Raw genomic sequence first — 14,873 nt, 5'->3', positions numbered from 1 at the left:
AAAGATATCTATTTACTTAAAAATATGATATAATAAAACTTAGTAAGAAAACGAAAAAACAAAAACCTATATATGTTAATAATATATAGCATTAAAGAAGATCCTAAAAGGGTCTTTTTTATATATAATTGCAAAACTAAGATTGTCAGAAAAAGATATAAAAATACAGAACAAGTTAGGAAACGTTAATATGTATAAAATTGGAGAATTTATTGTTTATGGAAATCAAGGTGTATGTGAAGTAGAGGGTATAAGTAAGCTTAATAGTCCTATAACTAATAAAATGACTAATTACTATCAATTAAAGCCAATACATGGAAATGGAAACGTATTTGTACCAGTAGATGCAAATGTGTTTATGAGATTGATTATAACAATTGAAGAAATTAAAAAAATAATTACTGAGATTCCAAAAATAAGAGACACTAGATATGATATAAAGAATGTGAGAGAATTACAAAATCATTATAAAACATTACTGAGCTCTCATGAATTTATAGATACATTAAAAGCGATGATAAGCCTTAATAATAAAAAAGATGATCTAGCAAAAAGCAATAAAAAGCTAGGACAAATGGAAGAAAAATTTTTTAGAATAGCTAAGGAACAAATTGAAGATGAGTTTTCAGTCGCTTTAGGGATATCAAAACAAGAAGCTGAGATATACGTTAATGAAAATATACTGTAACAATATTTTTTTGTAAGATATATGCTGAAGCTAAATAACTAAAAAATAGGTAGAATGTTAATAAATATTCTACCTATTTTTTAGTGCAAATAATTATAATAGTTATCTAACTATAACGTTGATTTTATACAGAAAAAATATAAAAAATACGAAAAATTCAATAAATTGCAAAATATTATGCATAGATATGTTATACTGTTATAACATTCATACATTGGGGGGAAGACAACAATGAAAAACGTAGATTTACTATATTTATCACAAAAAGATGTTATGAACCTAAAGATAGGTTGGAAACAAATAATAGAGAGAATAGAACTGGCACTAAAGGAACACACTAATCAAACTGTAGAAAATCCACCAAAAAGAGGAGTACACAGTAGAGAGAATACATTCATTCATGAAATGCCAGTATACTTAAAAGAAATGGATGCAGTAGGCATAAAATGGGTTAGTGGATATCCAGATAATTACAAACATGGATTACCACAAATATTAGGAATGCAAATAATAAACTGTCCAAACACAGGTGCTCCACTATGTATTATGGATTGCACATGGATAACAGCAGTTAGAACCTCAGCAGTAAGTGCAATAACGGTTAAGCACTTTGCAAGAAAAGATAGTAATAAGGTAGCTATTATTGGAGCAGGAGTACAAGGCAGATATCACCTTGAGGCATTTAAACATATATTACCTAATTTAAGAGAATGTAGTGTTTATGATATAAAAGAAGAGGCAATGGATAATTTCATAGATAAAATGAGCAAAAAAGTAGAAATAAAAATAAACAAAACTAATAGTATAAAGGAAGCTGTATATGATGCGGATATTATTCTTACTGCTACGCAAAGAACACCTAGACATCTAATAGAAGATGAGTGGTTTAAAAAAGGTGCACTAGGAATGGGCCTTGAAGTTGCTAGAGCATGGGATCCAAGGACTGTCATAGGATGTGATAAATTTATAACTGATGATACTGAGCAGACTTTATCGTTTAAAGCGGTCTTTGAAAAAGGAGCACCAGATATTTATGCAGAGATTGGAGAAATCATCTTAGGTAAAAAAGAGGGACGAACTAGTGATGATGAAAGAATACTTGCCGTAAATGTTGGTTTAGCATGTGAGGATATCTCTTTAGGTAAGTATGTTTATGATACTGCTGTTGAAAAAAATATTGGAACTAGGTTAGACTTAATGACTGAGGAATTATAAAAACTTAGTTGATTTATTTAAGATAAATTGGTTATAATTAATAAAAAATCAAATTTAAAGGAGAATCACATTGAGCTGCTGCGGATGTAACAAAAAAATAAATCAAGAAGAATACAATGAGTTAAAAGAATATCTACAAGAAGAAATAAAAGAATACAAAATAGTAGATTGCATGGACGAAAATGGAAAGCCAAGTAAGTATGTAGAAGTTGAATTCGAAGAGTATGTATTAGAGGTAGAAGATATAGATAGTAACAATATAACTTTAGATACAATAATAGATTCAATAATAAAAAATAATATGAAATAAATAATTAAAATCCTCTGCAAAACAATATGTTTTTGCAGAGGATTTTTTATTTATATTAGATTTTTTTAGTTAATAAATTCAAACAATCATAGAAAAATATAAAAAAAACTAAGAAAATTATTACAAAATTTACAAAGTGATTAGATGTTGAAATTTCAATATATGCATCGTTATAAAATTTTATAGAGTTGTAACCAAGTTGTAACTTTTTGTACTTGTAGCTGTTTACAAAAAACAAAAATTGGATTATGATAAATGTCAAGGTTGTTAAAGTTACAAAATAGTAACAAATATTAAATTAAATATTACAAAATCGTAAATAAAAATATTTAATATAAAATTTTAACTAATAGCGGAAAAGTATTATTTAAAAAATTTGGAGGTATATTATGAGTTTTAAAAAACATATGAACAGAACGCTGGCCTTAGGGCTAACAATAAGTAGTATTTATGTATCTGCACATGCGGTATATGCATTAGGTGAGGATGTAAAAAAGGAAGACAGTAAATCAGCTAAGAAAATAGAGTTAAAAGTTGATGAAAAAGAAGAAGTAGTTACAACTAAAAAAGCAATAGTAAAAACAAGTGTACTGAATGTTAGAAAAGAAGCATCGCAAGAATCGGAAAAAGTGGGTGCTTTAGTAGACGGTATGGTTGTAACAGTGCTAGATAGCAAAGAAGAGTGGACAAAGGTTAAGTATGCTGACAACAAAGAAGGTTGGGTAAGCAGTGAGTTTATAGCTAACGAAAAAGCTAAAGTAAACACAAATGAATTAAACTTAAGAAAATCACCTTCAATCGAAGAAGATAAAATAGAAATGTTAAAGAAAAATGCTGAATTAGAAATACTAAATGTATTAGAAATTAAAGATAAAGAAGAAGATTCTACTGAAGTTTGGTATGAAGTTAAAGTAATAGAAGAAGAATCTGCTGAAAAAGAAAAAACAGTTGAAAAAGAGGAAACTGATAAAAAGAAAGATGAGTCTAAAAAAGAAAAGACTGGTTTTGTATTTGCTGAGTATGTATTAACAGAATCACAACAAGCAAAATTAGAAGAAGAAGCTAGAGTAAAAGCAGAGGCTGAACAAAAAGCTAGATCGCAAGCAAATACTCAAAAGAATATACAAGCTAACTCAGTAGTATCAAATACTACATCTAATAAAAAAGAGCCATCTAATGGAAGTTCATCAGCAAGTTTAGCAGGACGTACTATAACTGTTAATGCAAGTGCTTATTCAGGGCATTCAATAACAGCAACGGGAACAGTACCAAAATGGGGAACAATAGCTGTAGACCCATCTGTTATACCTTACGGAACTAAAGTTTATATACCTATGTTTGATAAAGTATTTATAGCTGAGGACTGTGGTGGAGCTATAAAGGGGAATAAGATAGACATATTTATGAATAGTTCAGAAGAGACTAGTAGCTTTGGTAGAAGAAATATAGAAATAAAGATATTAGGATAATTTAAATAAATTAATAATAACAGGGCTATGATTACTGCAATCATAGTCTTTTTGTGTGTAAAAAGAAAAGAATATATGCATAAAAGTGTTTTGAAAATTTGACAAAAAGTAAGTATAGGATTAAAATCTTATTCTATGCATAATTAATTGATAAGAGGTAGTTATGACAGAATTAACCAATACATCTAAGATTAGAAAAAAACAAAGACTAAAAATAAATAGTATAATTGATTTTAATAAAGCTTTAAAAAAAGAATGCAATAAAGAAATAAATACAGAAGAAGAAAAATTTAAAAATCAAATAATAAAAGATTTTAACATAGAAAAGCCTGTATGTGAAATAATGTATAAATCATTAAGTGATGATGATATAACTTATAGAGTAGATAATATAATTGATTTTATAGAATATATGAAAAATATAAACACATTTAATAATGAACATGAATAATTAAGCAAAAAAATAAATCAAATAAGTAAGCTAAATATAAAAAGAATTGAATACGAAAGGGAAATAAGTATTCAAGATAATATAGACCATATGTTAAATGATATAGAAAATATTAAAAATAAAATATCTAATAAAATAGACACAAAAGAAGTAAGTATATTAGAAAAGGTTGAAAAACAAATAGATAAGGACTATATCTATTCAAAGGATATAGAACTATTAAAAAAAATGGTTACGACAGGAAATAGTAATAGAATAGAAGAATACGATGCTAAAAGCAAGACGAAAACAATATCACTAGAAATACCAGAGGATTTAAATTTTGACTATATACCAGCCAAACTTGGAAGCATAGAATATCATCATCATATAAAAAGTAATATACCTAGAATGAAACGACTAAGAAAGAATATAAAGAAATACTTAGTGGCAAATGAAAAAGAATACCAAACCTTCAATATAGATCAAAGTGCCACACTACAAGACACTATAAATATTGCAGTAGCAACTTATGACAACAGAGAGTTTAAAGCGATTAGTGGAAGTAATGATGTAGTAGAATTTTGTAGTGCACCAAGAACTAAGGACTCAGCTTTTATAAGTTATAAAGTTAATAAGCTAGGTAAATTAGGAATAGGCTATAACAGAGTAAATGACAGTGAAAAAAAGATATTTGAAGAAATTCATAAGCAAATAGAAGCAGGGGAAATTAAAAATTATGGAAACCTAGTTTTATATAGTAAATGGGAACCATGTCCTAGTTGCTATCACGTGATTAGTCAGTTTTGTAAAATTTATCCTAATATAAATGTAGAAGTAAAATATAGTAAAGAATATGGTGAATAATTATAGTATAATAAGATGTAATAAACTTTTTTAATAAAACACAATAAATGAGGATGAAAATATATGAGATCTATAAACATACTAGAAGAAATATCAGATGGAAAATTATATGATATTAAAGATTTAGTAAAAGCAGACACATGTGGCTGTGATGGGTGCAGTGATTGTTGTAAAGATGTTGGGGAGCTAGTAGTTCTTACACCTTTTGATATATATGAAATGGTAAGTTATTTAGGAACTACATTTGATGAATTACTAGGAGATAAAGTCCAACTTCGTCAAAATAACAAAATAACATTACCGTACTTAAAGATGAAGGATAATAAAAACTGCAGTTTTTTAAATAAAGAAGGTAGATGTATGATACATTCTAAAAGACCAAACATATGTCGCTTATTCCCTCTAGGAAGAGTATATAAAGATGATGATTTTAAGTACTTCTTACAAGTAGGAAATTGTCCTAAAGAGGAATTAAAAGATGTTAAGGTATCAGAATGGGTAGGAATTGAAAACTATGATGAAAATAAAAGGTTTATACTAGAATGGTATAAGCTTACTAAAGCGCTAACTTTCCGTTTAAAGTTTGTGAGAGATGAAAAAGAGATTGAGGAGATTAATCAAATTCTTTTAGATAATTGTTATCGTATTAAGATAAAAGAAGAGAATTTCTACTCTGTATTTTTTAAATCTTTACCGGACATAAAAAGTAGATTAGGTATTATTTAGATAAAGTTTGTTCTGTATGTGTATATACTACACAGTAGGATTTTTCATACTGTCCGAAGTGTTATAACAAGCTATAAAATAATGCCGTTATTAATAAAAAAGTAGAGGATTATTTTCTCCTCTACTTTTTATGCCTAACCATCTATCATAGAACCAAATCCACCAAGGTTTGCCTTATAAATAAACTCAGTCTTTCTACATTTTGGGCAAACATACACATCAAATATTAAATGATCTTCTATATCAAACATAAAGCTAAAAAAACCCCTATTGTTATCTTGACTATCAAACCTATATTCCTTTAAAAACTTTAACTCAGTTTCACATCTCAAACAATTCATAATAATCTCCCTCGCGAAATAATGTATTCTTATGTAAGAGTATATCATCCAGTAAAAAATAATTGGTAACTAAAAAATTACAATAGACTGTAAGTAATACATCTAAACAAAGTTTAACTTATAATCAGCACTTTACAATAAATTTAAAACATTATTTAATAATTGATCATAAAATTAGATGATGATTTCATAGTAGTGAGTAAATATTCTTAGTATAATACAAGTGAAAGACAAAAAAATATAAACAAATTTATTAATTAATCTAGTAAGTCAAATATTGTTTTGTGCCTACATTAAGGAATTAAAAAACATAATAAATAATTTAATGTAAGTACAAATTTATACAAAAGGTTTATCTTAAAAATGAAGATTATAAAGAGAAGAAAATAAAACTTAATCGAATTGGGAAATACTAATAAAAAGAATAATTAGAATGAACAAAAATGCAAGTATATAATTATAGATTCAGACTTGACAGAAATGTTAGGGCTAACTTATATATTGTTTTTACATATTTCATTATCTACAGGTATTTCGCCTGCTTTTTCAAGTGAAATCTTAGATACAACTGGACCTATGATTTCATAAATAAGAGTAGCACATAAAACTATAGCTCTTATCTCTTGAGCAAAGTTAGGAACAGTACTTTCAGCAGCTAATGATAAACCTATAGCCACCCCTGCCTGTGGAATAAGAGTTAGTCCCAAGTATTTTTGAACTTCAATAGGTGAACTCATAATCCTAGCACCTAAATATGCACCAAATAATTTACCCAAAACCCTAAAACACACATAAATAACTCCAACAAGGCCAACAGTAGGAATAACAGATAAATTAAGCTCAGCACCAGACACTATGAAAAATAACATGTAAAGTGGGGGAGTAATACTTTCGCAAGTTTTTAAAATAGAATTACTTATGCTACAAGTATTTATTATAGCAGCGCCCATAGACATACACATAAGTAAATCTGATAGGTGTAAATATTTAGCAATTGAAACAGCTAAGAACACAAACCCTATAGTTAATGATAGTTTGTTGCTTTGCTTAGATTTATTTAATGTAAAGCTAAATAATAATCCAAGTAAAATTCCTCCTAAAATTGAAAAAAATACTTCTATAAAAGGAGTTAAAAGAGAGAATATATCAAAATTACTAGATGGACTAATCAGCATCTTTGCAATAGTACTGGCGAATCCAAAAGCTATAAGGCAAACCGCATCATCAAGTGCAACTACGCTTAGCAAAGTTTCGGTTACAGGACCAGAAGCCTTATACTGCCTAATAACCATTATGGTTGCTGCTGGAGCTGTTGCAGCTGCAATAGAACCTAGTACAAGAGCAAATTCAAGTGAAGAATCTGTAAAAATAATCAGAGCTAAAAATACAAAAACTACTGCCATTATTGCTTCAAATACTGCAATAATAATAGGTGTTAGGCCAATTTTTTTAAAATAACTTATCTTAAACTCAGTACCAATAGTAAAAGCAATAAATCCTAATGCCATTTCAGAAATTAAATTTAAATCATCAACAATATTATGAGGAATTAAATTTAGAATAAATGGACCTATAAAAAGACCTGATAATAAATAACCAGTTACATTAGGAAGTTTTAGCTTTTTTGCAAAAAAACTAAATATTAATCCGGCGAATATCATTATTGATAAATAAAATAATATACCCATAACTATCCTTCTTTCTTAATCATAGTTAATAACCACTATTAAAAGTTAAAGTGATTATAATTGTTTATAAAAAATATTTATTAAATATGAGAACCACCTTGAACATAGTCAATAGGAATAGTGAAGAGAATACCGCTATTTTTACATTTAAAGCCACCTAAAGAATTGTTAACTATATCAACTACTGTGTTGACTTGATTATCATCAAGAACAATGAAGATTGTCTTATTTTTTTCTCTATCAGGATTTAAAAACATACTCAAAGAACCTAAAATTGGAATATCTTCACCTAAGTTAGATAGTACTGAAGCCATACCAGTACTATCAAGAATAGTAGCACCTTTTATACCACTTTGAGCTACATCATATAAGAATTTTTCTAGAGTATCAACATTATTAAGGACTATCACTAATAGTTTCATAAAATAAATCTCCCCTTTATATTTATTTATTTAAAGAGTACCCATTGCTTGTCTTCACAATAATGCCTTCATTAAGCATTTTACCAATCATTATAGTAGTCATATGAGAAGGATTCTGAATAACTAGTTTATCTCTAGAATAAAATAGACATGCTTTCAAATTTATGATTTCATTTTCCATATCTTTTCTAGATAATGTGTCTTTCTTTTTGAAAGATTTCATAATAGCTTTATATGATTTAGCATAAAGGATGCTTAGCAAATCTTTTGATTTATTTTTTTCCTTTACAATACCATAACAACTTATGATAACTGTTGCAATTGCAAACAATAGCATGTATATAATTGTATCCATTATCTATCACCCTTTTTTATAGATATAAATTTATTATCTTGTAATATAGTAATATATGTAATGAGTCTTTCGTATAACGGTTCACAGTCTTTTCCAAACTCAGATTTTATTATATTAGATAAGCCATATACACTAGATTTATTATCTATACTTTTCCATACACAGCTTCCAAGTTTATCTAATTTTATAAAGCTACTTTTAGGTGCTTTAAAAACAACTTGAGCTATCCTATCAAATAGTCCATTTCTATCAACTTCTAAGGTTATTATTCCATTAGCATCTTCTGTGTAATTTATCTTAGAATTCTTTACTGGAACGAAATCTAAATAATTTTTATCTTTCTTTTTCATGTTATTACTCCTTTAAAAATTATATAGTTAAAAATTTAAGTAGGAGAGTATCTCCTACTTAAATTTTTATTAAGAAATATTTTATGAAGCTTTAGACTTAGTCTTATCTTTATGCCAAATACTAAATTTAAATAAAGTAAGGATTAGTATAACAAATGCGATGATAGCACCGATTTGACCTAATTGTATTGATGAAGACAGATTTATTGTATCAGCTAAAGTTGATCCTCCAACTTTAATTATTGCAAATATAGCAAGTAAAACACCTACTAAACCTTCACCAGCAATAAGCCCTGAAGTATATAATATACCCTTCTCAACTTGTTCTTTTCTATCATCTTCAGAAACTTTCTTTCTCTTTTCGAAGAATAATCTAACAAGTCCACCAACCATAACTCCAGCACTTAAGTGTATTGGAAGATATAGCCCAACTGCAAATGGAAGAACTGGTAGCCCTAGTATCTCAACAGCTATTGCTACTGAAGCACCAGCAAATATTAAAGGCCAAGGAAGATTTCCTTCCATTACACCCTCAACAACTAACTTCATAAGAGTGGCTTGAGGTGCAGGTATTTCTTTTGAACCAAATCCCCATGCTGCGTTTAGTAGATATAAAACAGCTCCTATTGTAATAGCTGAAATTAAAACCCCGATAATTTCTCCATATTGTTGTTTTTTTGGAGTAGCGCCAACAATATAACCTGTTTTTAAATCTTGTGAAGCATCTCCTGCAATAGCAGCTATAATACATATAATAGAACCTATAGCTATAGCTCCCATCATACCTTCTTGACCAACCATTCCTGTTGATTTTAATACTATAGTACTGATTAATAAAGTTGCTATAGCCATACCAGAAACAGGGTTATTACTACTTCCAACTATACCAACAAGTCTAGATGATACTGTAGCAAAGAAGAAACCAAATACTGCTATAAGTAAAGCACCAACAAAGTTAACTGGTACAGAAGGGATAAGCCAAATAGCTACTACAACTAGTAAAGAACCAAATAGAACAACTTTCATAGATATATCTTGATCTGTTCTAAGTGAACTATGAGAATTATCTGTAGTAGAATAATCTTTCATAGCTTTTGCAAAGGTATCAACTATTAGTGGTAGAGATTTTATTAAACTTATAATACCACCACATGCAACAGCACCTGCACCTATATATCTTATGTAGTTATCCCAAATGTCCCAAAAACCAAGTTGTGATATAGGATCAACTGCAGGATATAAAACCATATCACCACCAAATAATGATATTAATGGAATTAAAACCAGCCATCCTAATATAGCTCCAGAGAACATATATCCTGAAATTTTAAATCCACAGATATATCCTACTCCAAGTAGTGCAGGTAGCACATCTATCCCAACAGCAGCATTACTGTACCCTGGTATTTCCCATTCAATTTCAGTTGGGAAAATTTTTAGACCATCACCTATAAATTTGTATATACTTGCAATACCAAGACCAGCAAAAACTATAGATGCTTTGGAACCACCTTCTTCACCTGCTAGTAAAACCTCAGCACATGCAGTACCTTCAGGGTATGGAAGAGTTCCATGTTCCTTTACAATAAGAGCTTTTCTTAAAGGAATCATAAATAATACTCCAAGTAAACCGCCACATAAAGCTATAATTGCAATCTTAAATAAGCTTGGGCTACCAAGTCCCCAATCCTTCATCCAAATAAACATTGCAGGTAGAGTGAAAATAGCACCAGCAGCTAGTGATTCACCAGCAGAACCTATTGTTTGAACTATGTTGTTTTCAAGTATAGAATCTCTTTTTAATATAACTCTCAAAACTCCCATTGAAATTACTGCTGCAGGGATTGATGCACTTACTGTCATACCAACTCTAAGACCTAAATAAGCATTTGCTGCACCAAATACTACGGCTAATAAACATCCAAGCACTATAGAAGTAATAGTAAACTCAGGAACTATTTTATTAGCAGGAATAAATGGCTTAAAATTCTTTTCACTATCCAAAGATATTCCCCCTTTTGAGCTATTTATTATTAGCTCTATATATTATTTTATTTAAAAATTAAAGGTGAGTTAGTTAAAAAAATTTATCATAAGTGAAAAGGATTATATATTAAAGATATCTATACTAGATTATATGAGTACATTAAATTTATATGTCCAAATAATTAGATATTTCAGATAAATACGTTGAAGTTTCATAAGTTGATTATTTATAGAAAATGTTATATAATTCTAAAAATAAGCTTAATAATATTTGAATTTATTAAGGAAATAATATCCTATGATTTGGTACTATTTCGTTTTGTTAATAAGCTATTGAAGTAAACAATATTTGATGTACAGTGTTAGTGTATGTCTTTGATTTAATAAGGAGGAAGCGTATGTCAAAATACTTAGCATATCCATTTTTATATGATGATGGCGAAGATTTAAGATGTGACTTTGAAATATTCACAGATGAAATATCTAGCACTATAGGATTGCTTAGAGCTCTTGTAAAAGATGAAGCATTAAGAGAAGAACTTACAAAAATGAATGAAATAATGTACCATATAAACCCTTCACTAAGAACTATGGTAACTGTTACGGATGAAGAATTATCATGGATAGAAACAATAACTAAAGCTCATAGGGAAGAAATAAAAGATAGAGTAGATAAGTTTGTTTTACCACAAGGGAGTAGTAGTGCAAGTTTAGCACATATAATTAGAAGTAAATGTAAAGCACTAGTTAGGTTATTACATAGGCATAAAGAACGAGGGAATAATGTAGATGCAATACTATTTGACTTTGCAAATTTATTTTCTGGATACTTCTTTATACTAGCAATAAAATTAAATAAAATTGAAAATGTAGACGAGATAGAATTTGTAAGTAGAAATTATAAATAATATAGATTAGAATTAAATTTTAGATCTACTACATTTGCTATAGTAAAAAAGGTATTATCATGTTATATGATAATACCTTTTTTATGCAACGGACCAAGTCTTTTAAGTTGGTTCGATGATATAGTACTACCTAGTGGAAAAAATTTAGTAAGTAGATTATTTATATATAATAATTAAACTAGATAAAAAACAGGAGTATTTTTAAAATAGAGTAAATTGTATACAATTTATTGAAGTACTATTAAAAATTATACTTCAAACAGTTATTTAATAAAAAATTTCGAAAAAATCAAAAAAAATAGTTGAAAAAAACGTTATCTTATAATTATAATTAACTTAAATCAAGCAATTAGAAATGTATACAATCATAAAACATCTAACCGACAATCTAGTAAACTTAAGAAATGTATACAATCATAAGTTTATCTAATCAATTTCAAAATTATATCACTTAAGAGATACTATATCTAGCAAATAAAGAATAAAGTCATAATACAATTACCAATATTAAAAATGTATAATCTTGGATTTATTCCAAAAATTAAATATCTTAAACTGGGGGAGTCTTTTCTATGGAAAAAATGATTTTACACAAAGAAAGTTGTAAAAGCTGTTGCTATTGTAAAAATGTATGCGCAAAAGATGCAATAGTAATGTCTGATTATATCAATGATAAAGGGTACCAAACTGTTGATGTAGTTGAAGAAAAATGCGTAAAGTGTGGACTTTGTTATGTAATGTGTCCAGAATATGTATTTGAAATATTGGAGGTGGAGTAAATGAGCAAAATGTTAATGAAGGGGAACGATGCAATAGCAGAATCAGCTGTAAGAGCTGGATGTAGATTATTCGCTGGATATCCAATAACACCTCAAAGTGAAATACTTGAGTATTTAGCAAAAAGATTACCAGAAGTAGGAGGACAGTTTGTTCAAACTGAATCAGAAATAGCTGGGATATCAGCAGTTTATGGTGGAGCGGCTGCAGGATTTAGAGTATTAACAAGTTCTTCTGGACCTGGATTCAGCTTACTTCAAGAAGGTATATCTTACATAGCATCGGCTGAATTACCTTGTGTATTAGTAAATGTTATGAGATATGGAAGTGGACTTGGTGATATATTCCAAGCTCAAGGGGATTATTGGCAAACAGTAAAAAATGGTGGTCACGGAGATTATAGATGTATAGTATTCGCTCCGAACTCTGTTCAAGAAGCAGCAGATTTAACTTATATGGCTTACGATAAAGCTGAAGAATATAAAAATCCTGTTGTTATATTATCTGATTCATCAATAAGTCAAATGATGGAGCCTGTAGAGTTTAAAGATTTTAATGAACATGATCCAAACAAATTTGACTGGTCATTAAAAGGTAAAGGCGATGGTAAATTTAGAAAAACAACATCAGTAATGTATTACAAGTCTGATTATGATAAATATATAAAAGCTAAATACGATAATATAGCAGAAAAGGAGCAAATGTGGGAGGAATATGAAATAGATGATGCAGAGGTTGTACTAGTTGCATATGGTATTTCTTCAAGAGTTTGTAAGGAAGCTGTAAAGATAGCAAGAAAAAATGGGCAAAAGCTTGGATTATTAAGACCAATATCTTTATTCCCATATCCAGTTAAAGCATTTGATAAAATCAATAGCGATAGAGTTAAAGCATTAATATCTGTAGAGTTATCAGCTCTTGGTCAAATGGTTGAAGATGTTAAATTAGCAAGTGAAATGAAAATATCAGTATTCACTCACTTATCTGGTTCAACTGTTCCATTAGCCGAAGAAATATTAGCTACAGTTGAAGAAGTTGAAAATAAGGTTTCGGAGGGGGTTTGTTTATAATGATTAAGAAAAAACCTAGTTTACTAGTGGAAGACAATAAGTTTTGTCCTGGATGTGGTCACGGTATTGTAAATAGATTAGTTGCAGAAGTTTTAGAAGAAATGGAACTTGATAAAAAAGCTATAGGATCAGTTGCTGTTGGATGTGCTTGTCTTATGATGGATACTTTTGGTGTTGATTGGGTTCAAGCTCAACATGGTAGAGCGGCTGCTGTAGCAACAGGAATAAAAAGAATGAGACCAGAAAATCCAGTATTTACATACCAAGGAGATGGTGATGCACTTGCAATAGGATTCTCTGAAACTATGTATGCAGCTATAAGAAATGAAAACATTACAGTAGTATTTGTAAATAATGGAGTATTTGGTATGACAGGTGGTCAAATGGCACCTACAACTCTTGCAGGTCAAAAAACAACTACTTCTCCAAAAGGAAGAGATGTTGAAATAACAGGAAGACCAGTGAACGTAATTAAGTTTATGGAAAACCTTAATATAGGATATGCGGCAAGAGGATCTATAACAAATCCTAAGGAAATAAATCAAACTAAGAAATTTATAAGAAATGCTTTTGAAGCTCAAATGAATAATGAGGGATATTCATTTGTTGAAGTTGTATCTCCATGTCCAACAAACTGGGGGTTAACGCCAGAAAAGTCTTTACAACATATAAAAGAAAATGTTCTAGTTGAATATCCAATCGGTGAATATGTAAAGAGAGGTGAAAAATAATGGCAGAAATGATTTTCTCAGGTTTTGGTGGTCAAGGTGTTTTAACAGCCGGATTAATAGCTGCAAACATAGGAATGTTAAATGGTAAAAATGTTACTTGGATACCTTCGTATGGTTCAGAAATGAGAGGGGGAACAGCTAACTGTAACGTAAAAATAAGTGACGATGAGATATCAAGTCCATTTGTAAATAAGATAGATGTATTAGTTGCAATGAATCAGCCTTCAGTAGCAAAATTTAAAAATCTAATGAAAGAAGGCGGAATTATAATAGCTAATAGCTCAATAATAAAAGATTATAAATTTAGAGAAGATCTAAAAATATATGAAGTGCCAGCTACAAACATAGCTGAAGAATGTGAAAACGTAAGAGGAGCAAATATTGTAATGTTAGGAGCTTTAGCTAAAGCTACTGATTTATTTGAAAGAGAAGTATTTAGTGAAGGTGTTGAAAAGTTCTTCTTAGATAAAGGTAAGAACAATCCAAAGAATAAAATTTGCTTTGAAAAAGGATACGAAGCTTGTAAATAGTGAGGGGAGA

18 protein-coding genes are annotated in these 14,873 nt (G+C 29.2%); 12 read left to right on the top strand and 6 right to left on the bottom strand.

Annotation, left to right across the window (positions count from 1 at the left end; all coding sequences use genetic code 11):
- Window positions 1-190 precede the first annotated feature (190 nt).
- The 7 genes from ACI48P_RS10115 (at window position 191) to ACI48P_RS10085 (ending at window position 5,705) form a co-directional block, all read left to right on the top strand.
- Window positions 191-688 (top strand): CarD family transcriptional regulator, encoded by a 498-nt coding sequence (locus tag ACI48P_RS10115; RefSeq protein WP_475215297.1) that lies wholly within the window; start codon window positions 191-193, stop codon window positions 686-688.
- Between the two features lie 231 nt (window positions 689-919).
- Window positions 920-1,903 carry an ornithine cyclodeaminase family protein gene (locus tag ACI48P_RS10110; protein WP_475215296.1) on the top strand — a complete coding sequence of 328 codons (984 nt, stop codon included), beginning with the start codon at window positions 920-922 and terminating at the stop codon, window positions 1,901-1,903.
- 70 nt (window positions 1,904-1,973) lie between these two features.
- Window positions 1,974-2,213, top strand: coding sequence for a hypothetical protein (locus ACI48P_RS10105; RefSeq protein WP_475215295.1), 240 nt, complete (start codon window positions 1,974-1,976; stop codon window positions 2,211-2,213).
- A 389-nt stretch (window positions 2,214-2,602) separates the two neighbouring features.
- Complete coding sequence (locus ACI48P_RS10100; protein WP_475215294.1) at window positions 2,603-3,682, top strand: SH3 domain-containing protein; 1,080 nt, start codon at window positions 2,603-2,605, stop codon at window positions 3,680-3,682.
- A gap of 163 nt (window positions 3,683-3,845) precedes the next feature.
- A complete protein-coding gene (locus ACI48P_RS10095) occupies window positions 3,846-4,133 on the top strand; it encodes a hypothetical protein (protein WP_475215293.1) in 288 nt (95 codons plus the stop codon).
- A gap of 90 nt (window positions 4,134-4,223) precedes the next feature.
- Window positions 4,224-4,979 (top strand): deaminase domain-containing protein, encoded by a 756-nt coding sequence (locus ACI48P_RS10090; RefSeq protein ID WP_475215292.1) that lies wholly within the window; start codon window positions 4,224-4,226, stop codon window positions 4,977-4,979.
- A 63-nt stretch (window positions 4,980-5,042) separates the two neighbouring features.
- Window positions 5,043-5,705 carry a YkgJ family cysteine cluster protein gene (locus ACI48P_RS10085; RefSeq protein ID WP_475215290.1) on the top strand — a complete coding sequence of 221 codons (663 nt, stop codon included), beginning with the start codon at window positions 5,043-5,045 and terminating at the stop codon, window positions 5,703-5,705.
- Window positions 5,706-5,839: 134 nt separating this feature from the next.
- On the opposite strand, the gene ACI48P_RS10080 is transcribed toward ACI48P_RS10085, so the two are convergent.
- The 6 genes from ACI48P_RS10080 to ACI48P_RS10055 all read right to left on the bottom strand — a co-directional run bounded on the left by ACI48P_RS10080 (window position 5,840) and on the right by ACI48P_RS10055 (window position 10,865).
- Window positions 5,840-6,046, bottom strand: a complete 207-nt coding sequence (locus ACI48P_RS10080) for a hypothetical protein (RefSeq protein WP_475215289.1) — start codon at window positions 6,044-6,046, stop codon at window positions 5,840-5,842.
- Between the two features lie 494 nt (window positions 6,047-6,540).
- On the bottom strand, window positions 6,541-7,734 hold the full coding sequence (locus ACI48P_RS10075) for a cation:proton antiporter (protein WP_475215287.1): 1,194 nt from the start codon (window positions 7,732-7,734) through the stop codon (window positions 6,541-6,543).
- Window positions 7,735-7,814: 80 nt separating this feature from the next.
- Window positions 7,815-8,156: a hypothetical protein gene (locus ACI48P_RS10070; protein ID WP_475215286.1), complete on the bottom strand. Its 342-nt coding sequence runs from the start codon at window positions 8,154-8,156 to the stop codon at window positions 7,815-7,817.
- 22 nt (window positions 8,157-8,178) lie between these two features.
- Window positions 8,179-8,511 carry a hypothetical protein gene (locus ACI48P_RS10065; protein WP_475215284.1) on the bottom strand — a complete coding sequence of 111 codons (333 nt, stop codon included), beginning with the start codon at window positions 8,509-8,511 and terminating at the stop codon, window positions 8,179-8,181.
- Window positions 8,511-8,861, bottom strand: coding sequence for a PqqD family protein (locus ACI48P_RS10060; protein WP_475215282.1), 351 nt, complete (start codon window positions 8,859-8,861; stop codon window positions 8,511-8,513). The genes ACI48P_RS10065 and ACI48P_RS10060 overlap by 1 nt, the downstream gene beginning before the upstream one ends.
- Window positions 8,862-8,942: 81 nt before the next feature.
- Window positions 8,943-10,865, bottom strand: coding sequence for an OPT family oligopeptide transporter (locus tag ACI48P_RS10055; RefSeq protein WP_475215281.1), 1,923 nt, complete (start codon window positions 10,863-10,865; stop codon window positions 8,943-8,945).
- Between the two features lie 380 nt (window positions 10,866-11,245).
- Between ACI48P_RS10055 and ACI48P_RS10050 the strand changes: the two genes are divergently transcribed.
- From ACI48P_RS10050 to ACI48P_RS10030, 5 genes are all read left to right on the top strand, one after another.
- A complete protein-coding gene (locus ACI48P_RS10050) occupies window positions 11,246-11,755 on the top strand; it encodes an ATP:cob(I)alamin adenosyltransferase (protein WP_475215279.1) in 510 nt (169 codons plus the stop codon).
- 572 nt (window positions 11,756-12,327) lie between these two features.
- Complete coding sequence (locus ACI48P_RS10045) at window positions 12,328-12,534, top strand: 4Fe-4S dicluster domain-containing protein (RefSeq protein WP_475215277.1); 207 nt, start codon at window positions 12,328-12,330, stop codon at window positions 12,532-12,534.
- Window positions 12,535-13,602: a 3-methyl-2-oxobutanoate dehydrogenase subunit VorB gene (gene vorB, locus ACI48P_RS10040; protein WP_475215276.1), complete on the top strand. Its 1,068-nt coding sequence runs from the start codon at window positions 12,535-12,537 to the stop codon at window positions 13,600-13,602.
- Window positions 13,602-14,333 (top strand): thiamine pyrophosphate-dependent enzyme, encoded by a 732-nt coding sequence (locus ACI48P_RS10035; protein WP_475215275.1) that lies wholly within the window; start codon window positions 13,602-13,604, stop codon window positions 14,331-14,333. Before vorB ends, ACI48P_RS10035 begins: the two co-directional genes overlap by 1 nt.
- Window positions 14,333-14,863, top strand: coding sequence for a 2-oxoacid:acceptor oxidoreductase family protein (locus tag ACI48P_RS10030; RefSeq protein WP_475215273.1), 531 nt, complete (start codon window positions 14,333-14,335; stop codon window positions 14,861-14,863). The genes ACI48P_RS10035 and ACI48P_RS10030 overlap by 1 nt, the downstream gene beginning before the upstream one ends.
- The last annotated feature ends 10 nt before the right edge of the window (window positions 14,864-14,873 follow it).

It is taken from the genome of Romboutsia sp. LXY-2, from assembly GCF_056171995.1.
Note: the sequence above shows the minus strand (reverse complement) of the source record. Positions and strands in the feature narration are given on the sequence as shown.

Excerpts from the sequence above, each read along its gene's own strand:
- ACI48P_RS10035 (WP_475215275.1), top strand. The coding sequence starts at position 13,602 with ATGATTAAGAAAAAACCTAGTTTACTAGTGGAAGACAATAAGTTTTGT.
- ACI48P_RS10100 (WP_475215294.1), top strand. The coding sequence starts at position 2,603 with ATGAGTTTTAAAAAACATATGAACAGAACGCTGGCCTTAGGGCTAACA.
- ACI48P_RS10045 (WP_475215277.1), top strand. The coding sequence starts at position 12,328 with ATGGAAAAAATGATTTTACACAAAGAAAGTTGTAAAAGCTGTTGCTAT.
- ACI48P_RS10070 (WP_475215286.1), bottom strand. The coding sequence starts at position 8,156 with ATGAAACTATTAGTGATAGTCCTTAATAATGTTGATACTCTAGAAAAA.
- ACI48P_RS10060 (WP_475215282.1), bottom strand. The coding sequence starts at position 8,861 with ATGAAAAAGAAAGATAAAAATTATTTAGATTTCGTTCCAGTAAAGAAT.
- ACI48P_RS10030 (WP_475215273.1), top strand. The coding sequence starts at position 14,333 with ATGGCAGAAATGATTTTCTCAGGTTTTGGTGGTCAAGGTGTTTTAACA.
- ACI48P_RS10090 (WP_475215292.1), top strand. The coding sequence starts at position 4,224 with ATGTTAAATGATATAGAAAATATTAAAAATAAAATATCTAATAAAATA.
- ACI48P_RS10050 (WP_475215279.1), top strand. The coding sequence starts at position 11,246 with ATGTCAAAATACTTAGCATATCCATTTTTATATGATGATGGCGAAGAT.
- ACI48P_RS10065 (WP_475215284.1), bottom strand. The coding sequence starts at position 8,511 with ATGGATACAATTATATACATGCTATTGTTTGCAATTGCAACAGTTATC.
- ACI48P_RS10115 (WP_475215297.1), top strand. The coding sequence starts at position 191 with ATGTATAAAATTGGAGAATTTATTGTTTATGGAAATCAAGGTGTATGT.
- ACI48P_RS10080 (WP_475215289.1), bottom strand. The coding sequence starts at position 6,046 with ATGAATTGTTTGAGATGTGAAACTGAGTTAAAGTTTTTAAAGGAATAT.
- ACI48P_RS10085 (WP_475215290.1), top strand. The coding sequence starts at position 5,043 with ATGAGATCTATAAACATACTAGAAGAAATATCAGATGGAAAATTATAT.
- ACI48P_RS10095 (WP_475215293.1), top strand. The coding sequence starts at position 3,846 with ATGACAGAATTAACCAATACATCTAAGATTAGAAAAAAACAAAGACTA.
- ACI48P_RS10075 (WP_475215287.1), bottom strand. The coding sequence starts at position 7,734 with ATGGGTATATTATTTTATTTATCAATAATGATATTCGCCGGATTAATA.
- vorB (WP_475215276.1), top strand. The coding sequence starts at position 12,535 with ATGAGCAAAATGTTAATGAAGGGGAACGATGCAATAGCAGAATCAGCT.
- ACI48P_RS10110 (WP_475215296.1), top strand. The coding sequence starts at position 920 with ATGAAAAACGTAGATTTACTATATTTATCACAAAAAGATGTTATGAAC.